The organism is Bradyrhizobium iriomotense (assembly GCF_030160715.1).
GTDB lineage: Bacteria > Pseudomonadota > Alphaproteobacteria > Rhizobiales > Xanthobacteraceae > Bradyrhizobium > Bradyrhizobium iriomotense.
The window spans coordinates 30,936-48,855 of the sequence record NZ_BSOW01000022.1; the positions used below are offsets into that span (position 1 = coordinate 30,936).

The following is a 17,920-nucleotide window of genomic DNA, read 5'->3' on the forward strand; positions in this document are numbered from 1 at the left end:
GTTGATGATGACTGGTTTGACCGTCGCTTCGACAGTTACCTGGCCGCATTCGCTGTGGGCCGCGGTCACGCCGCAGGGGCCCGAATTGCCGGAGCTCGCAGGAAGCGAGAAGGCGGATGTGATCGTGGTCGGCGGCGGCTTCACGGGCCTGTCGACGGCGTTGCACTTGCGCGAAGCTGGCGTCGATGTCGCAATCGTGGAGGCGGCCGAGCCGGGCTGGGGCGCCTCGGGCCGCAACAACGGCCAGGTGATCCCGACGTTGTCGCGCCCCGATCCCGAGGACATCATCGCGCGGCATGGCGCGGTGGGCGAGCGCTTCGTGCACCTGTTGCGCGATAGCGCATCGACGCTGTTCGACGTGGCGCGGCGGTACGGCATCGAGGCCGAGCAGGAGCAGGCCGGCTGGGTGCAGCCGGTGCATTCGCCGGGCCGCATCAAGATCGCCGAGCGGCGCGTGCGGCAATGGTCTAGATTCGGCGCGCCCGTCGAGCTGCTCTCGCGCGAGCAGGTGAGGGATATGCTGGGCTCCGACGCCTGGCATGGCGGCTTCTGGAACAGGACCGGCGGCCACATCAATCCGCTCGCGCTCGCGCGCGGATTGGCGCGCAGCGTGCTCGGCCTCGGCGCGCGCGTCTACGCGCGTTCCCCGGCTGTGAGCTTTGAGCGGCGCAACGACAGATGGGTGGTGAAGACAGAGAAGGGCGAGATCTCCGGCGGCGCGCTGGTGATGGCGACCAATGCTTATAGCGGCGAGTTCTCGAAACAGCTCGTGCCCGACATTGCGCATGAGGTGATGCCGGTGCTGTCGTGGCAGATGGCGACGCAGCCGCTGTCGGACAATGTCAGGAAGACCATCATCGCAGGCCGGCAGGCGATGTCTGATACCCATGGCGAGCTCTACTTCGCCCGTTACGACGCACGCAATCGCCTTGTCACCGGCGGTGCCGTGATCGGGCCCGGCAACAAGGCGGAGCGGCTGAAGGCGCGCGTCACCGAACGCTTGCAGCGGTTATGGCCGCAGATCGGCGAGGTCGGATTCGACTATGTCTGGAACGGCTATGTCGGCATGACCTCGGATTTCCTGCCGCGGATCCACAAGCTCGGGCCGAATGCCTATGGCTGGACCGGCTGCAACGGCCGCGCGGTGGCGCTGACGATCCCGCTGGGAGATCAGCTCGCCAAAGCCGTGCGCGGCGCGCCGGACAGCGAGCTCGCGCTGCCGTTCACCAATCCGGTGCCGATCCCGGTGCACGGCCTGATGCGCAAGCTCGCGCCGCTGATGCTGCTGGTCTATCGGCGCCGCGACGCGCGCGAGATCTAGCGCGCGTTGCGGTTGGAAGCGGTGCAACTATCCGCGAATCGCCGCATTGGCGCGTTCAGCGGCGGCGGGCATCACCGCCTTCGCCGTCTTGTTGCCGGAGACCACTTCATTGACGCCGATCATGAAGGCGTCGAGGATGCGGCGCTGTTGCGGATGAAACAGGATCGCCTTGGCGCGCTCGACGTCGGCATTTTGCAGATTGGCCAGCGCGGCCTCGGCGGCCTGCGCGCCGAAGGCGTCCTTGAAGGCCTTGCTCGACCAGGCGGAGACGCGCGTCGTCGCAAGGCCCGCAGCGGCGGTTTGCAGCGAGGTCGACCTGCTCGTGGCCCACAGCAGGAACAGGAATGCCGCGCGCTTGTTCTGCGATCTGGAATTCACGCAGGCCTGCCAGTGCGACATGAAGGGCACGGGAGGCTTGCCGGGGAGGTGCGGGAAGGGTGCAAAGCCGGCCTGCTTGGCGACGCGGCTCTTCCCCGGATTGGAGATGTCGGTGGCGAAATTGCTGCTGTCGATCGCCATCGCGGTTCTCGCTTGCAGGAAATCGTCGAGTACCTGGTACCATTCATAGGTGCCGACATTGGCAGGCCCTGCCTGGCTGAGCATCCGTGCGTACATGTCGATGGCCTCGATCGCCTCGGGGCTCCCGAACGCGGCCGTGCCGTCCTTGTTGACCATGGCTCCGCCATAGGAGAACACGAACCCCATCGCCGGTGGGGTCGAATTGCCGCCGGCCTGCGCCCGCATCGCGATACCCGCCATGTCGCTGCTTTTGATCGCCTTGGCGGTCGCGAGCAGTTCGTCGAAGGTCTGCGGCACCGGAAGGTTCTTGGCCGCCAGCGCATCGGTGTTGATGAACAGGGTCATCGCCTCCGATGTGATCGGGACTGCGTAGCGCTCGCCGTCCGACCATACCGGAAAGGCGCGCGCGGTCTTCAAGAGATCGCTCTCGTCATACCAGGCGAGATCGGTCAGTGATTTGTTGGCGTAGTGAGCGTTGAGCGGCTCGAGCCATCCGCCCGAGATGCCTTGGCCATAGGTCGTGAACATGAACACGTCGGGCGTGTTGCCGCCGCGCGCGAGCATGACCGGAATCGCGCTCAGATAAGTGGTTTCGAGCTGGAAGTCGGTGACGACCTTGATGCCGGTGAGTTTTGTGAAATCCGGCAGCAGCGGCGTGATCGCGCTCGACCACGGATGGATCGCGCCCGCGAGCGTGAGCGTCTGCCCCGCGAACTGCTTCCAGTCGATCTTGGCATTGGCAAAGTCCGCGCTGGCCTCCTCGGCGAGGCCGCTTCGCGGCCACGTCGTAAGGGTCGGCACGATGACTCCTGCCATGCCCAATGTCTTGATGAAACTGCGCCGGCTGGTCGGCGCTTGTTCGTTACGTGAGTTCTCACTTTGCGATTTTTCACGTTTCGATTTCTCGCTTGGCGCCATGTTGATGCTCCTCGTTGTGGTCAGTCGTTCACAACATGCGACCTGTGCGCGCACCGGCTTCGTCAAAGCTGTATGATCAGCTCCAAAGCCGGAGTAACATGCGGAGAATATTGAGTTTCCGGCTCCCCAATGCGGGCCGGTTCATGCTATTATTCTAGCCATGCGCTGGCGTTGGCACCAGAAGATGCGCCTGCGAGCATGGAAGACTTAACGCCAATGTCAATCCTTGCTTCGGGCCATATCTTGCGGTGGTTTGCACGGCCGCTGATCCCGGTGGTTGCAGGGCTCGTCATTTTGCTCGTGATAACCGGGGTGCTCGGCCTGCGCTACTGGCGCGATCGGCAGGCGGTCAATGTTTCGCTCGCGCACAGCCGCCAGCTGTTCGAGACGTTCGACGGGCTCAAAACGATCATCGCCGACCTCGAGGCCGAACGGCACGGCTATCTGCTCACCCTCGACCCGGCCTATCTCAAGGCTTATGGCGTCTCCGACGAAAGCGTGCGACGGCAGGCCGAGGCGCTCCAGGCGCTGGTCGCGAAGGACCCGTTGCAGAGCCTGCGCGCCGAACATCTCGCCCTGACGCTTTCGGCGAAACTGAAAGAGATCGACGACATCGTCAAGACGGCCGCCCGCGAATCCGGGCTGGCGGCCCTGGCGATGATCCGCGGCATGGAAGACATCCGCTCGCAAATCGATTTGATGGTCGATCACGAACGGCTGCTCCAGGTGGATCTCGACAGATCCGCAGACGAACTCGAGCAGCGCCGGACCCGGCTCACCATCGCCGCGGTCGTCATCGTCGTCGCATTGGCCGGAACCGCGTTGGCGCTGGCGCGGATTGAAGCGCGCCGGCGACGGATGGCGACCGAGGAGAACGTTCGGCTCCAGAGCGACCTCCTGGCGCGCGACAGGAAGATCCGGCGGCTGTTCGATTCCAACATCATCGGGATCATCATTTGGGAACTGGAGGGACGCATTTTCGAAGCCAATGACGAGTTCCTGCGGATCATCGGATATGACCGCGAGGACCTCGCCGCGGGCCGTCTGCATCGCAGGACGCTCACGCCGACCGAATGGCACGGCCACGACGCGCAGCACGTCGCCGAGCTCGAGCGGATCGGAACCGTCCAGCCGTTCGAGAAGGAGTATTTTCGCAAGGACGGCAGCCGTGTGCCGGTCCTGATCGGCGGGGCGATGTTCGAAGAGGGCAGTAGCCAGGGCGTCGGCTTCGTTCTCGATCTGAGCGAGCTCAAGCGGGTGGAGGCCGAGGCGCGGGAGAGCGAGCGGCGCTACCGCGAGGCCCTGATGGAGCTCGCGCACACCAACCGCGTCACGACCATGGGCGAGCTGACCGCCTCGATCGCTCACGAAATCAGCCAGCCGATCGCCGCCACCGTGGCGAACGCTCGGGCTGGGTTGAACTGGCTCGGTGCCCGGCCGCCAAATCTGGACGAAGTCGGGCAGACGCTGGGCTGGATCATCAGCGACGGCATGCGAGCCAGCGAGATCATCAGTCGGATCCGTGCGCTCATCAAGAACGCGCCGCCGCAGATGGAGGACCTGGAGATCAATCAGCTGGTGCGCGAGGTCATGACCTTGACGCACAGCGAAGTGCTGAAACACGACGTCACGGTCCGGATGCAGTTCGCCGATGGCTTGCCGCCCGTTCAGGCCGACCGGGTCCAGCTCCAGCAGGTGGTTCTCAACCTCATCATCAATGCCGTCGAGGCGATGAGCCACGTCCGCGAAGGCGCGCGCGAGCTGTTCATCTCCACCGGCAGGAACGATACGAACGGCGTCGTCATCAGCGTGCGCGATTCCGGCCCTGGGCTCGATCCGAAGAGCGTGGGCCGCGTGTTCGAGCCGTTCTACACCACCAAGTCTGAAGGCATGGGGATGGGGCTCGCCATCTGCCATTCGATCATCGAGGCGCATGGCGGGAAGATGTGGGCCGGCGCGAACGAACCGCGAGGGGCGGCGTTCCAGTTCACCTTGCCTTTGGCAGAGGAGACCGCGCACATCGGAAAGCCCGCTCCGGCGCCGGCCTTGGGCTGAAGCGCCGCGGCCAAATGACGCAAGTCCGCCCGGCTACACGGCCGTCTGATGCTCACGCGCGAACGCGCCGCCCGGAACCGAGGCGAGCAGCGCCTGGGTGTAGGGATGTTGCGGCCGGCTGAACACGTCGGCCACCAGCCCGTGCTCGACGATCTCGCCGTCCTTCATGACCGCGACGAGGTCGCAGACCTGCGCCGCCACGCGCAAATCATGGGTGATGAAGACGATCGAGAGCCCGAGCCGTTCGCGCAGTTCGCCGAGCAGTTTCAGGACCTGCGCCTGCACCGACACGTCGAGCGCGGACACCGGCTCGTCCGCGATCAGGACGTCCGGCTTCAGCGCGAGCGCGCGCGCAAGACCGATGCGCTGGCGCTGCCCGCCGGAGAATTCGTGCGGGAAGCGGTCGCCGGCGGACGGATCCAGCCCGACCAGCGCGAACAGCTCCCTGGCTTCAGTCATCGCGGTCGCGCGCGGCGTGCCGTGGACGATCGGGCCCTGCGCAACCAGCTCGGCGGCCTTGCGTCGAGGGTTGAGCGAGGCAGAGGGATCCTGGAACACCATCTGGATGTGACGGGTCTCGCGGCGGATCTCTGCGCGCTTGAGCTTCACCCAATCCTTGCCGTCGAGCAGGATCGCGCCGTTGTCGGGATCGATCAGCCGCACGATGCAGCGTGCCAGCGTCGACTTGCCCGAGCCGGACTCGCCGACGATGCCGAGCGTCGCGCCCCTGGGCAGCGTCAACGAAGCGTCCTTCACCGCCGCGGTGACGCGCGCACCACGGTCGAGAAAGCCGCCGGTGCGATAGGTCTTGGCAACGTTGGTGATGGTGAGGATGTTGTCTGAAGACAGCGGCCGCGGCGGCGGCGCCGTCAGCGGCGGGACGGCGGCGATGAGCTGCTTTGTGTAGCTATGGGTCGGGCGGTTCAGCACGTCATCCGCCGTGCCTTGCTCCACGATCTTGCCGTGCTGCATGACCACGACGCGGTCGGCGATCTCGGCGACGACGCCGAAATCATGGGTGATGAACAGCACGGCCGTCTTCTTGCGCTGCTGCAGGTCGCGGATCAGCTTCAGGATCTGCGCCTGCGTGGTGACGTCGAGCGCGGTGGTCGGCTCGTCCGCGATCAGCAGCTTTGGGTCGAGCGCCAGCGCCATCGCGATCATCGCGCGCTGGCGCTGGCCACCGGAAAGCTCGTGCGGATAGGCCTTGGCCGCAGTCTTCGGACTGGGGATGCGGACGTCTTCGAGCAGCGACAGCACCCGCTCGCCGATCTCCGCCTTGGACAGATCGGTGTGGATCCTGAACATCTCCGCGATCTGGTCGCCGACGGTCCGCAAGGGATTGAGCGCGGTCATCGGCTCCTGGAAGATCATGGCGATGCCGGCGCCGCGCACCTCGCGCATCGCGGCCGGGTCGGTCGTGCAGAGATCGCGGCCGTCGAACATCATCCGGCCGGCCTCGATTGCGACCTCGCCCGGCACCAGCCGCATGATGGCGTTGGCCATCATCGACTTGCCGGAGCCGGATTCGCCGACGACGCAGAGGATCTCGTTCGAGGCGATCGACAGCGACACGCCGTTCAGCGCATGCGTGCGATCGGCGCCCCGGGGCAGGCGCACGCTGAGGCCTTCCAGTGAGAGGATAGGCTGCTCGCTCATCGGCTCTTCAGCCTCGGATTGAGCGCGTCGTTCAGGCCCTGGCCGACCAGCGAGACCGCGAGCACGGTGACGAGGATGGCGATGCCGGGAATGGCCGAGACGTACCATTGCACGCGCAGCACGTCGCGCCCGAGGCCAATGAGGTTGCCCCAGGATGCCACGTTGGGATCGGAGAGCCGCAGGAAGGCGAGCGCGCTCTCCAGCAGAATCGAGAGCGCCATCACCACGCTGGCATAAACGATCACCGGCGGCAGCGCATTGGGCAGGATCTCGCCGAGGATGAGCTGGAGGTCCCTCATGCCGAGCGTGCGCCCGGCCTGGACGAATTCGCGGTTGCGTAGCGACAGGAACTCGGCGCGGGTAAGCCGCGCCGGCGCCGGCCAGCACACGATGCCGATCGCGATCGTGACCGTCGTCAGCGTCGAGCCGAACACGGCGACGAGCACCAGCAGCAGCACGAAATTCGGCAGTGTCTGGAACGCTTCCGTGATCCGCATCAGGATGTTGTCGACCCAGCCGCCATAGTAGCCGGCAAACGCCCCGATCAGCGTGCCGATCGCAACCGCGATCACGGTGGCAACGCCCCCGATCAGCAGCGAGATCCGCGCGCCGTAGAAGATCTGCGCCGCGATATCGCGCCCCGAATTGTCCGTGCCGAGCGGAAAGCGCGGATTGGTGAACGGCCACACCAGCGGCCGGCCGGCAAGCGCCAGCGGATCGCGCGGATAGAGTACGCCGGCGGAGAGCGCCATTGCAATGACGGCGAGCAGCAGCACGAGGCCGATCACGGCCGCGGGGCTCCGGAAATAGCGCTTCGCGGCGTCCATCTCAACCCTCCGCCGAGATGCGCGGATCGAGCCGCGCGTAGAGGAGGTCAACGACGAAGTTGACGACGACGACCAGGAGCGCCGAGACGAAGACGATCCCGAGCAGCGTGTTGAGGTCGCGCTGGATCACGGATTCATAGGCGAGCCGCCCGAGGCCAGGCAGCGAGAACACGCTCTCCACCACCACCGAGCCGCCGAGCATGGTGCCGGCTTGCAGGCCGATCAGCGTCACCATCGGCAGCAGCGCATTGCGCAGCACGTGCCCCATCACGACGCGGGTCTCGTCGAGGCCCTTGGCCCGCGCGGTGCGGACATAGTCGAGGTTCAGGACCTCGAGCATCGAGGCGCGCATGATGCGCAGGTAGATCGCAAGGAAGATCAGCCCGAGCGTCAGCGTCGGCAGGATGAGGTGCCGCGCGATGTCGATGACGCGGAAGATGCCGGTGCGTACCTCTCCGATATCCTCAAAGCCGCCGGCCGGCAGCCATTGCAGATAGATCGAGAACACGACGATGGCCATCAGGCCGAACCAGAACGATGGCGTCGCGTAGAACACGAGGCCAAGTGTGGAGATCAGCGTGTCCGGCCATTTGTTGACGGCGCGCGAGGCGATGACGCCGAACACCAGGCCAAAGAAGAACGCGAAGGAGAGCGAGGCCGTCATCAAGAGGATCGTCGGCGGCAGCCGTTCCATGATCACGGTGGCGACTGGCTTGCCGTAGATCGAGGAGAAGCCGAGATCGAGCCGCACCAGATGCCAGAGGTAGTTGGCAAGTTGCGCCGGAATCGACAGGTCGAGCCCGTAGAATTTGCGCAGCTCGCGCGCCGTCGCGGCGTCGCCGCCACCCATCTGCGCCATCAGCGCGTCGACGGTGTCTCCCGGCGCGAGTTGCAGCAGCAGGAAGACGCCGATCAGGATCAGGAACAGGGTCGGGATCGAGGCGGCGAGCCGCCGCCCCGCAAGGCCTATGATGCGCATGGCATCATCTTGACGAAAAACGGATCACGCGGAAAGCCAAAGATCGTGCCAGCTCGACGAGCCCCAGCGCGGGGTGATGGAGTGGTTGCGGGCCTTGGCGGTGATCACGGTGACGAAGATCTGCTCGATCGGCATCCAGACCGGCAGCTCCGTGTTCACCTCCTTCACGAAATCGGCATAAAGCGCCTTGCGCTTTGTGGGATCGAGCTCGGTCAGGGCATTGTCGATGGTCTGGTCGACCTGCTTGTCCTCCCAGTCCCACTGGTTGGTCCACGGCGCGCCCTTGGGCTGGCCGGAGCGGTACCACACCGTGGTCGAGACGGCGGGATCGTTACGATATTGATGCCAGCCGGTGGCGAGATCGAAGGCGTGCTCGTCATAGACCTGCTTGAGGAAGCCGCCGCCGTCATTGCGCACGATGTCGACGGTGATGCCGACATCCTTCAGCGACTGCTGGATGAAGGTCGACCACAGCGAGATGTCCTCGCCCCAGGGTGCGGGCAGGAGTTTCAGCGAGAAGCGCGCGCCGCCGGCGCCGGCCTTGTAGCCGGCCTCATCGAGAAGCGCGGCGGCCTTGGCCTTGTCGAACGGATATTGCGGCGTGCCTGCGCCGGGATAGAAGTCGGTCGAGGTCGACGGAATCGGACCGGTGCCGAGCTTGGCAAAATCACCCAGGAAGTTGTCGATGAAGAAGGGCACGTCGATCGCATGCGCGATCGCGCGGCGTACGCGGATATCGGACAATTCCTTGCGGCGGAAGTTGAACTCGATGGTGTTGGTGCGCGCGTTGCCTTCGTTGCCCTTGGTAGTGACGATGAAGCGCTTGTCCTTTCCCAATCGCGCCATGTCGGAGATGGTCAGGCTCGAGAACGGGGCGTATTGCAGTTCACCGGCTTCGAGCTGGGCTGCGGCAGCCGAACGATCGGTGATCACCTTCCAGACGATGCGGTCGAGATAGGGCGCATTGGGTCGCCAGTAGTCGGCGTTGCGGTCGGCGATGATGTACTGGCCGCGCTCATACTTGACGAATTTGAACGGGCCCGTGCCGATGGGCGCGAGGTTGACCGGGTTCTGCCTGATATCACCGCTCTCATAGAGATGTTTTGCAGAGATATAGCCGAGATCGGGCAGCGCCCGGAGCAGGAGGTTCAGCGGCATCGGCCGCTCGTAGCGGAATACGGCCGTCTGTGGATCCGGCGTGTCGACGGCGGTGAGGAAGAGCTGCAGCGTCGAGCCGTAGTTCAAGATCTTCTTCCACATGTTCATCGCGGTGAACGCGACGTCCGCCGAGGTGAAAGGCTTGCCGTCGTGCCAGGTGATGCCCTTGCGCAGCTTGAATGTGATGGTCTTGCCGTCGGGCGAGGACTCCCAGCTCTCGGCGAGAACGCCGACCGGCTTGCCGTCGGCATCGAGATCGACCAGGCTCTCCTGGATCTTGCCGCTGATGATGTAGACTCCGGTGGAGGCCTGGATGCTCGGATTGAGCTGGCGCTGCTCGGCGCCGTAGTGGACGTTGAATACGCCGCCCTTCTTCGGGGCCTCCTGCGCAAACGCCCGCATCGGGTTGATGACGTTGGCGGCGATCGCCGCCGAGGTCAGGAGCGCCGTGCGGCGGTTGATTTCGAGGCGGGTCAAATCCATACGACGTCTCCAAACAAACTGACTTAAGGGCCGACCTGTGGCCGCACAGGTTCCCTATCTACGCCGGACGGGCGTTCAAGTCATTTTGAAATGGTCTGCGATTGCGGAATATCCTTCCGCAAAAGGCCGCATGGACGCGTGGCTGCTGTTGGTTTCAGCGATCGGTCTGCGTGATATAGGCGGCCAGCACCGCGCGTTCCTCGCCGGTCATCTCGGTGATGTTGCCCGGCGGCATCGCGCTCGACCATGCAGCGACACGTCCGATCAAGCGGATGTTGCGCTGGATATGCTGGGGTGCATCGAGCAGGATGCCCTTTGGCGCGGTGACGATGCCGGCCCATACCGGCTCTGCGGCATGGCACATGCTGCAGCGTGACATCACGATTTCCTCGACATTGGCAAGCGGTGGCTGCGTGGCAAGTGCGCCGGTCTTCACCTCGCGCGGGCCGGCGGCGGAGAGAAAGCCGATCGCGATCACGCCGGCTGCGGCAACGCCCCACACCCACCACGGCGATTTGCGACCCGCATGCCGCTCGTTGAAGAAATGCCGGATCACCGGTCCCAGTGCCAGCACGATCGCAACGATGATCCAGTTGAACCGCGTGGCGTAGAGCAGGGGATAGTGGTTGCTGATCATCAGCACGACGACGGGCAGCGTCAGATAGTTGTTGTGGACCGAGCGCTCCTTGCTGGTCTTGCCGAGCTTTGGGTCGGGCGATTGTCCTGCGATCAGCGCCGCGACGATTTTCTTCTGGTTCGGGATGATCACCGTAAAGACGTTGGCGACCATGATGGTGCCGATGATCGCGCCGATCTGGTTGAACGCGCCGCGGCCGCTCAGGACGTGGGTGAAGGCGTAGGTCAGCGCGACCAGGAACAGATAGCCACCGATCGCAAAGCCGAGCTCGCGCTGGGCAAGGCCGGTGCGGCAGGCGATCTCGTAGAGCAGCCACGCCAGCGCCAAACTGCAAAGGCTGAACAGGCCCGCCTGGACCGGCGTCAGGTCGAGGATCGACTTGTCGACCAGGAAGAGGTCGGCATCGAGATAATAGACCACCACCATCAGCGCGAAGCCGGAGAGCCAGGTGGTGTAGGCCTCCCATTTGAACCAGGTGAGCTCTTCCGGCATCTGGCTCGGGGCCACCAGATATTTCATGATCCGGTAGAAGCCGCCGCCATGGACCTGCCAGGCTTCGCCCTGCACGCCGTCAGGCAGGTCCGCTTTCTGCTTCAGGCTCAGGTCGAGATGGATGAAATAGAAGGAGCTGCCGATCCATGCGATCGCCGCCACCACATGCAGCCAGCGCAGGAGCAGGCTCGCCCATTCCGAGATGATGGATCCCCACATGCTTACCCCGTCCGTCGCGACGTCGATGCCGCAGCTTTGATGACCGCAACCGGCGGCCGCGCCCTTACAATGTGTCGCATTGATCGACGGGATTTTCCAGCAGGACGGCATTACGCATTGCACATCCTGCGGGCATGAGCTGATGTGCGATTCGGCACTCGAAGGCTGCGGAGGAACTCGTGACGAAGTATCTTGGACGCCGGTCCAATCCCGCATCGACGTCCGCGCTGTGCATTGCTGTCATCGCTACCACCGCGTCGGCAGAACCCGTGCTGCAAGGCAAGGACGCCTTCGGAAGCTGGCAAGCGGACAAGCCGGGGACGGTGAGGCTGATCCGGCCACAGGATTTGCCGCGGCCCGGCGCCTCGCCATCGGTCGCCAACGCCTCGCGCGTCGTGGCACGGCCCGCCGACGCAACGCCGCTTGTGCCCGAGGGTTTCAAGATCGAGCTGCTCGCCGAAGGTCTTTCAGGTCCGCGCACCCTGCGCGTCGCTCCGAACGGCGACATCGTCGTTGCGGAAACGCGGGCAGGGCGCATCCGCGTGCTGCGCGCAGACGGCGCCAAGATCGTGGCGAATGAGATCTTTGCCAGCGGGCTGAACCGTCCGTTCGGCATCGCGTTCTTTCCGAACGGCGACAATCCGCAATGGGTCTATGTCGCCAACACGGACAGTGTCGTTCGCTTCGCCTATCGCAGCGGTGACCTCAAGGCATCCGGCAAGCCCCAGACGGTGGTCGCGAACCTTGCGCACGGCACGGGCCATTCCACCCGCGACATCGTCTTCACGCCGGACAACAAGCGCATGCTGGTCTCGGTCGGCTCGGTCGGCAATGTCGGCGAAGGCATGGGCAATCCGCCCGGCGGTCTTGAGGCGTGGTCGCGCGCGCAGCCGCTTGGCGCACCCTGGAGTTATGAGGCGGAGCGCGCAGCCGTGCTCGCCTTCGATGCGGACGGCAAGAACCGAAAGTTCTACGCCACCGGCATCCGCAACTGTGTCGGCCTTGCCATCCAGCCGCAGAGCGGCCTGCCCTGGTGCTCGACCAACGAACGCGACGGCCTCGGCGACGATCTCGTGCCGGATTACGTCACGAGCGTGCGGGAAGGCGCGTTCTATGGCTGGCCGTGGTTCTATATCGGCGCTAACGAAGACCCGCGCCATGCCGGCGCGCGGCCGGACCTGAAGGACAAGGTCACGATTCCCGATGTGCTGTTGCAACCGCACTCCGCCTCGCTCGGCATGACGTTCTACCAGGGCAGCAATTTCCCAGTCGACTATCAAGGCGACGCCTTCGCCGCCGAGCACGGCTCGTGGAACAGGTCCAAGCGCACCGGCTACAAGGTGATCCGCATCAGGATGAAGGACGGCAAGCCGACCGGCGAATACGAAGACTTCGTGACCGGTTTCGTCGTCAACGACAGCGACGTCTGGGGCCGCCCGGTCGGCGTCGCCGTGGCGAAAGACGGCGCGCTGTTGTTCTCGGAAGACGGCGGCGGCACCATCTGGCGGGTGACGCATTGAAGCTCGCGCAGCGCTGACGCTGCACCCTCTCCCCTTGTGGGAAGGGTGGCTCGCCGCGAAGCGGCGAGACGGGTGAGACGGGTATCTCTCCGCGATTTCATCTCTCGATGTGAATGCGAGGATGCAACCCCTCATCCGGCGCTTCGCGCCGCCTTCTCCCACAAGGGGAGAAGGGAAGGCAGCGTGGTCGCTTCGGCTATCCCCTGATCACGCTCGCGCCGCCGTCCACCGGCAGGGTCACGCCGGTGATGAAGTTCGCTTCGTCTGACGCCAGAAACAGCGCCGCGTTCGCGACGTCCCATGCGGTGCCCATCTTCCTGCGCAGGGGCACCTTGCTGTCGCGCTCGGCTTCGACTTCGGCGCGGGTCTTGTGCCATTCGCGGGCGCGGGTATCGACGGCCATCGGCGTGTTCATCAGGCCGGGCAGGATGACGTTGGCGCGGATGCCGTATTCGGCGTTCTGGTAGGCGAGCTGTTCCGTGAAGGCGATCATCGCCGACTTCGTCGCCTTGTAGGCGACGTAAGGATAGGTCGTGATCGCGGCCATCGAGGAGATGTTGATGATCGCGCCGCTTCTTTGCGTCCGCATGATCGGGATCACCTCCTTTGCCGCCAGGATGCAGCTCTTCAGGTTGACGGCGACCACGCGGTCGAATGCCGCTTCGGTCAGCTTCAGGAGCTCGGCGTCGCCGCCGCCGAGACTGACGCCGACATTGTTGTGCAGGATATCGATGCGTCCCCAGCGCGCCTGCGCATCCGCCACCATCGCCTTGATGTCGGCAGTCCTGGTGACATCGGCCTTGAAGGCACTCGCGGTGCCTTGTTTTGCCGCGATCATCGCGACGGTCTCCTGTGCCGATTCGAGATTGTGATCGACGCAGACCACTTTCGCGCCCTCGCGTGCGAAGGTCAGCGCGGTGGCGCGGCCGTTGCCCATGCCTTCGCCGGGGCTCTGCCCTGCGCCCACCACGATGGCGACCTTGTCCTTCAAGCGCATGACGGCTTTCTCCCTGCTTTTTCATCAGGATAGCACGGATGCGCAAAGAGAGAAGATTGATCGTCCTTGATGATGACCGTGCCGAATGCGCATCGCCCGGCGCTGCAGGCATGGCTCCGTCGCGCGGCCGAAGGAGCAGGAACATGCAATCACGTGCCGCGACGGCAGGATAAGAAGTCACACGAACTTCGTTTGTCGCCCCATCCTTTCCGCGCTAGGCTCTCGATCGGGGCTTCCCAACCGCCAGTGGCTTGCCGATGAATCTGCTCGATCCACAAGGGCCTGTTGCTGTTGCCAACAGTACGATTCTCGTCGATTCCGTTTTCATCATGCTGACGATCGTGGTGCCGACGATCGTCGCCATCCTCGGCTTCGCCTGGTGGTTTCGCGCCTCTAATCCCATGGCGCAGTATCAACCCGACTTCGTCTACTCCGGACGCATCGAAATGGTGGTGTGGGCGATCCCGGCACTTACCATCATCCTGCTCGGCGGCGTCGCCTGGATCGGCTCGCACCAGCTCGATCCGCGGGCGCCGGTGCCGGGGACCGGCAGCCCGGTGCGCATCCAGGCGGTGTCGCTCGACTGGAAATGGCTCTTCATCTATCCCGACCAGCGCATTGCGACCGTCAATTCGCTGACGGCGCCGGCGGGCGCCGAGCTGAACTTCCAGCTGACGTCGTCGAGCGTGATGAACGTGTTCTTCATCCCGCAGCTCGGCAGCATGATCTACACCATGAACGGCATGGTGACGCGGCTAAATTTGCGCGCCGACAATGAAGGCAAGCTCCAGGGTCTCTCGGCGCATTTCTCCGGCGACGGCTTTCCCGAGATGATGTTCGACGTCAACGTGATCTCGCCGCTTGCCTTTCCGGATTGGGTGGCGAGCACGGCGAAGACCGACCAGGTGCTGAACGAGGACAGCTACAAGAAGCTGATGCAGCAGTTCGTCGAGCGGGGCAGGCCGACCTATCGCCTCGAGGATCCCACGCTGTTCAACCTGATCTCCACCCAGCACATTCCGCCCGGACCCGGTCCGCAAGTGACATCGAGTGCCGGCCGCCCGCACAGTGGAGATCACGATGCTCGGTAAGCTTGATTGGTCGGCGATCCCCCTCGAGCAGCCGATTCCGCTGATCGCCGGCGGTGTAGTGCTGGTTGCGATTCTCGGTGTCCTGCTCTGGGTCGTGGTGAAGGGATATCTGCCCTATCTCTGGGCCGAATGGATCACCAGCGTCGATCACAAGCGGATCGGCGTGATGTATGTGCTGCTCGCCTCGGTCATGTTCCTGCGCGGCGGCAGCGATGCCATCATGATGCGGATTCAGCAAGCGATCGCCTATCAGTCGCAGGGCTATCTGCCGCCGGAGCATTACAACCAGATATTCTCCGCGCATGGCACCATCATGATCTTCTTCGTTGCGATGCCGTTCGTGATCGGGCTGATGAACCTGGTCGTGCCCCTGCAACTCGGCGTGCGCGACGTCGCTTTCCCGACGCTGAATTCGGTGGGCTTCTGGCTGACAGCGACCGGCGCGCTCCTGGTCAATCTGTCGCTGGTGATCGGCGAGTTCTCGCGCACCGGCTGGCTCGCCTTTCCGCCGCTGTCGGAGCTCACCTACTCGCCGGGAGTCGGCGTCGACTACTACGCCTGGTCGCTCCAGATCTCGGGCGTAGGGACGCTGGTTGCCGGCATCAATCTCGTCACCACGGTCCTGAAGATTCGCACCAAGGGCATGAGCTATCTGCGCATGCCGATGTTCTGCTGGACCACGCTTGCCTCGAACCTCCTGATCGTCGCGGCGTTCCCGATCCTCACCGCGACGCTTGCGATGCTGCTGCTCGACCGCTACCTCGGCTTCCACTTCTTCACCAACGAGGCCGGCGGCAACCTCATGATGTTCATGAATCTGATCTGGGCATGGGGGCATCCCGAGGTCTATATCCTCGTGCTGCCGGCCTTCGGCATCTTCTCCGAGGTGGTGTCGACCTTCTCCGGCAAGCCGCTGTTCGGTTATCGCTCGATGGTGCTCGCCACCATGGCGATCTGCGTCATCTCGTTCATGGTGTGGCTGCACCACTTCTTCACGATGGGCGCGGGGCCCGATGTCAACGCCATCTTCGGCATCGCCAGCATGATCATCGCGGTGCCGACGGGCGTGAAGATCTACAACTGGCTGTTCACGATGTATGGCGGCCGCATCCGCTTCGCGACGCCGATGCTGTGGGCGGTCGGCTTCATGGTGACCTTCATCATCGGTGGCCTGACCGGCGTTCTCGTCGCGGTGCCGCCGGCGGATTTCATGCTGCACAACAGCATGTTCCTGGTGGCGCATTTCCACAACGTGATCATCGGCGGCGTGCTGTTCGGGGCGTTTGCGGGCTTTACCTACTGGTTTCCCAAGGCGTTCGGTTTCCGGCTCGATGAAACCTGGGGCAAGGCGGCGTTCTGGTTCACCTTCATCGGCTTCTGGGTCACCTTCATCCCGCTCTATGCCGCGGGCATGCTGGGCATGACCCGGCGCATGCAGCACTACGACGTCGCGGCCTGGCGACCCTGGATGTTCTGGGCGGCGATCGGCATGGCGCTGCTGAGCATTGCAGTGATCTGCCAGATCACGCAGGTCGTCGTCAGCATCCGCAATCGCGACGCCTTGCGCGACCGCACCGGCGATCCCTGGGACGGGCGGTCGCTGGAATGGGCGACCTCGTCGCCGCCACCCGTGTTCAACTTCGCCTTCTATCCCGATGTGCGCGGCGAGGACGCCTATTGGGCACTGAAGCAGCATGCCAAGGAGCAGCAGCTTGAGCACGCCGAGCCCGAATACCAGGACATTGAGATGCCCCGGAATTCGCCGACCGGCTTCGTCTGCGCCTTCTTCGCCACCGTCACGGGCTTTGCGCTGATCTGGCACATCTGGTGGATGGTGATATTGGGTTGCCTCGGCGCGTTCGCGACCTTCGTCGTGTTCGCCTGGCGCGACCATGACGAATACGTCATTCCGGCGGCCGACGTCGCGGCGATCGATCGCGCCAATCTCGAGGAGCGGCGCAATCTCGTCAGCATGGCGGGAGCTGTCTAATGGCGATGACCGCGACATATGGGCACGCCCATGCCGACCCACACCATCTCGGCCGTGCTATCGAGCATCCCGGACCGGCGCCGAAGCGCATCGTGACCGCCTACGGCTTCTGGGTCTTCCTGCTCTCCGACATCGTGATGTTCTCCTGCTTCTTCGCGGCCTATGCCGTGCTGGTCGGCCAGACTGCCGACGGCCCGAAGGGCTCGGAGATCTTCGAGCAGCGGAACGTGGCGATTGAGACGGTCTGCCTGCTGCTGTCGAGCTTCACATGCGGCATGGCCAGCATTGCGGCCGACGTCCGCAACCGGCTTTGGTTCTACCTCGGCATGGCGGTGACCTGCCTGCTCGGGCTTATATTCCTCAGCATCGAATTCCGCGAATTCGCCGATCTGGTCTCCCGGGGTTATGGACCCTCGCGCAGCGCGTTCCTGACTGCGTTCTTCTCGCTCGTCGGTTGCCACGGCCTGCACGTCACGGCCGGCGTGCTGTGGCTCCTCACCATGATGGCCCAGGTGTTCGCCAAGGGCTTTCGTGCCGACATCCTGCGCCGCATGATGTGCTTTGCACTGTTCTGGCACGCGCTCGACATCATCTGGGTCGCGGTGTTTTCCGTCGTCTATCTGCTTGGGAGTGGCGTATGAGCGATCTGACGCACCATCCTGTCCAACATGACCTGGCACCTGGCGAGGAAGAGATACACAGCGTCGGCGAGCGGATCGTCGGCTACGTCGTCGGCCTCGGCCTTGCGCTACTCTTGACGGCGACCTCGTTCTTTATCGCCGGTACCAATCTCGTTTGGCAGCCCAGCATTCCCATCGCCATCATTGTGCTCGCGATCGCCCAGATGGGCGTGCATCTCGTGTTCTTCCTGCACATCACCACCGGCCCCGACAACACCAACAACGTGCTGGCGCTGGCGTTCGGGCTGCTGATCGTCTTCCTGGTGGTCGGCGGCTCGGTCTGGATCATGTCGCACCTGAACGAGAACATGCCGGCGATGGACCAGATCATGCGGATGCAGTGAGGGAGGAGGGCGCAATTCAGAGTCTTTTCTT

Annotated in this window: 15 protein-coding genes; 8 read left to right on the forward strand and 7 right to left on the reverse strand. The window is 64.2% G+C overall.

The window, feature by feature from the left end:
• Window positions 1-7: 7 nt before the first annotated feature.
• Window positions 8-1,321 carry an NAD(P)/FAD-dependent oxidoreductase gene (locus tag QQL28_RS28270; RefSeq protein ID WP_431309655.1) on the forward strand — a complete coding sequence of 438 codons (1,314 nt, stop codon included), beginning with the start codon at window positions 8-10 and terminating at the stop codon, window positions 1,319-1,321.
• A 27-nt stretch (window positions 1,322-1,348) separates the two neighbouring features.
• Here the strand turns inward: QQL28_RS28270 and QQL28_RS28275 are convergent, their stop codons facing one another.
• Window positions 1,349-2,656 carry an ABC transporter substrate-binding protein gene (locus tag QQL28_RS28275; protein WP_284270770.1) on the reverse strand — a complete coding sequence of 436 codons (1,308 nt, stop codon included), beginning with the start codon at window positions 2,654-2,656 and terminating at the stop codon, window positions 1,349-1,351.
• Between QQL28_RS28275 and QQL28_RS28280 the strand changes: the two genes are divergently transcribed.
• Together QQL28_RS28280 and QQL28_RS28285 are read left to right on the forward strand one after the other, a co-directional pair.
• Entirely contained in the window at window positions 2,655-2,834 is a 180-nt protein-coding gene (locus tag QQL28_RS28280; RefSeq protein WP_284270772.1) for a hypothetical protein, read from the forward strand. The genes QQL28_RS28275 and QQL28_RS28280 overlap by 2 nt on opposite strands.
• 140 nt (window positions 2,835-2,974) lie before the next feature.
• Window positions 2,975-4,813: an ATP-binding protein gene (locus tag QQL28_RS28285; RefSeq protein ID WP_284270774.1), complete on the forward strand. Its 1,839-nt coding sequence runs from the start codon at window positions 2,975-2,977 to the stop codon at window positions 4,811-4,813.
• Between the two features lie 33 nt (window positions 4,814-4,846).
• On the opposite strand, the gene QQL28_RS28290 is transcribed toward QQL28_RS28285, so the two are convergent.
• From QQL28_RS28290 to QQL28_RS28310, 5 genes are all read right to left on the reverse strand, one after another.
• Window positions 4,847-6,472, reverse strand: coding sequence for an ABC transporter ATP-binding protein (locus QQL28_RS28290; RefSeq protein ID WP_284270776.1), 1,626 nt, complete (start codon window positions 6,470-6,472; stop codon window positions 4,847-4,849).
• A complete protein-coding gene (locus QQL28_RS28295; RefSeq protein ID WP_284270778.1) occupies window positions 6,469-7,299 on the reverse strand; it encodes an ABC transporter permease in 831 nt (276 codons plus the stop codon). Before QQL28_RS28295 ends, QQL28_RS28290 begins: the two co-directional genes overlap by 4 nt.
• 1 nt (window position 7,300) lies before the next feature.
• The gene (locus QQL28_RS28300) at window positions 7,301-8,278 is read right to left on the reverse strand and encodes an ABC transporter permease (protein ID WP_284270781.1); all 978 of its coding nucleotides are present in this window, start codon (window positions 8,276-8,278) and stop codon (window positions 7,301-7,303) included.
• A 24-nt stretch (window positions 8,279-8,302) separates the two neighbouring features.
• Complete coding sequence (locus QQL28_RS28305; RefSeq protein ID WP_284270783.1) at window positions 8,303-9,919, reverse strand: ABC transporter substrate-binding protein; 1,617 nt, start codon at window positions 9,917-9,919, stop codon at window positions 8,303-8,305.
• Window positions 9,920-10,073: 154 nt separating this feature from the next.
• Window positions 10,074-11,267, reverse strand: coding sequence for a urate hydroxylase PuuD (locus QQL28_RS28310; protein WP_284270785.1), 1,194 nt, complete (start codon window positions 11,265-11,267; stop codon window positions 10,074-10,076).
• Window positions 11,268-11,494: 227 nt separating this feature from the next.
• Between QQL28_RS28310 and QQL28_RS28315 the strand changes: the two genes are divergently transcribed.
• Window positions 11,495-12,787, forward strand: a complete 1,293-nt coding sequence (locus tag QQL28_RS28315; RefSeq protein ID WP_284270899.1) for a PQQ-dependent sugar dehydrogenase — start codon at window positions 11,495-11,497, stop codon at window positions 12,785-12,787.
• A 196-nt stretch (window positions 12,788-12,983) separates the two neighbouring features.
• Here QQL28_RS28315 and QQL28_RS28320 read toward each other — a convergent pair whose 3' ends face one another.
• A complete protein-coding gene (locus QQL28_RS28320; RefSeq protein WP_284270786.1) occupies window positions 12,984-13,784 on the reverse strand; it encodes an SDR family NAD(P)-dependent oxidoreductase in 801 nt (266 codons plus the stop codon).
• A gap of 257 nt (window positions 13,785-14,041) precedes the next feature.
• Here QQL28_RS28320 and QQL28_RS28325 point away from each other — a divergent pair, with 257 nt between their 5' ends.
• From QQL28_RS28325 to cyoD, 4 genes are read left to right on the forward strand one after another with little or no spacing between them, the layout of a single operon-like run.
• Window positions 14,042-14,875: a cytochrome ubiquinol oxidase subunit II family protein gene (locus tag QQL28_RS28325; protein ID WP_284270787.1), complete on the forward strand. Its 834-nt coding sequence runs from the start codon at window positions 14,042-14,044 to the stop codon at window positions 14,873-14,875.
• The gene (cyoB, locus tag QQL28_RS28330; RefSeq protein ID WP_284270788.1) at window positions 14,865-16,865 is read left to right on the forward strand and encodes a cytochrome o ubiquinol oxidase subunit I; all 2,001 of its coding nucleotides are present in this window, start codon (window positions 14,865-14,867) and stop codon (window positions 16,863-16,865) included. The genes QQL28_RS28325 and cyoB overlap by 11 nt, the downstream gene beginning before the upstream one ends.
• Window positions 16,865-17,506, forward strand: coding sequence for a cytochrome (ubi)quinol oxidase subunit III (locus tag QQL28_RS28335; RefSeq protein ID WP_284270790.1), 642 nt, complete (start codon window positions 16,865-16,867; stop codon window positions 17,504-17,506). Before cyoB ends, QQL28_RS28335 begins: the two co-directional genes overlap by 1 nt.
• The gene (gene cyoD / locus QQL28_RS28340) at window positions 17,503-17,889 is read left to right on the forward strand and encodes a cytochrome o ubiquinol oxidase subunit IV (protein ID WP_284270792.1); all 387 of its coding nucleotides are present in this window, start codon (window positions 17,503-17,505) and stop codon (window positions 17,887-17,889) included. Before QQL28_RS28335 ends, cyoD begins: the two co-directional genes overlap by 4 nt.
• The last annotated feature ends 31 nt before the right edge of the window (window positions 17,890-17,920 follow it).

Excerpts from the sequence above, each read along its gene's own strand:
- QQL28_RS28300 (WP_284270781.1), bottom strand. The coding sequence starts at position 8,278 with ATGCGCATCATAGGCCTTGCGGGGCGGCGGCTCGCCGCCTCGATCCCG.
- cyoD (WP_284270792.1), top strand. The coding sequence starts at position 17,503 with ATGAGCGATCTGACGCACCATCCTGTCCAACATGACCTGGCACCTGGC.
- QQL28_RS28295 (WP_284270778.1), bottom strand. The coding sequence starts at position 7,299 with ATGGACGCCGCGAAGCGCTATTTCCGGAGCCCCGCGGCCGTGATCGGC.
- QQL28_RS28275 (WP_284270770.1), bottom strand. The coding sequence starts at position 2,656 with ATGGCAGGAGTCATCGTGCCGACCCTTACGACGTGGCCGCGAAGCGGC.
- QQL28_RS28290 (WP_284270776.1), bottom strand. The coding sequence starts at position 6,472 with ATGAGCGAGCAGCCTATCCTCTCACTGGAAGGCCTCAGCGTGCGCCTG.
- QQL28_RS28325 (WP_284270787.1), top strand. The coding sequence starts at position 14,042 with ATGAATCTGCTCGATCCACAAGGGCCTGTTGCTGTTGCCAACAGTACG.
- QQL28_RS28280 (WP_284270772.1), top strand. The coding sequence starts at position 2,655 with ATGCCCAATGTCTTGATGAAACTGCGCCGGCTGGTCGGCGCTTGTTCG.
- QQL28_RS28320 (WP_284270786.1), bottom strand. The coding sequence starts at position 13,784 with ATGCGCTTGAAGGACAAGGTCGCCATCGTGGTGGGCGCAGGGCAGAGC.
- cyoB (WP_284270788.1), top strand. The coding sequence starts at position 14,865 with ATGCTCGGTAAGCTTGATTGGTCGGCGATCCCCCTCGAGCAGCCGATT.
- QQL28_RS28335 (WP_284270790.1), top strand. The coding sequence starts at position 16,865 with ATGGCGATGACCGCGACATATGGGCACGCCCATGCCGACCCACACCAT.
- QQL28_RS28270 (WP_431309655.1), top strand. The coding sequence starts at position 8 with ATGACTGGTTTGACCGTCGCTTCGACAGTTACCTGGCCGCATTCGCTG.
- QQL28_RS28310 (WP_284270785.1), bottom strand. The coding sequence starts at position 11,267 with ATGTGGGGATCCATCATCTCGGAATGGGCGAGCCTGCTCCTGCGCTGG.
- QQL28_RS28305 (WP_284270783.1), bottom strand. The coding sequence starts at position 9,919 with ATGGATTTGACCCGCCTCGAAATCAACCGCCGCACGGCGCTCCTGACC.
- QQL28_RS28285 (WP_284270774.1), top strand. The coding sequence starts at position 2,975 with ATGTCAATCCTTGCTTCGGGCCATATCTTGCGGTGGTTTGCACGGCCG.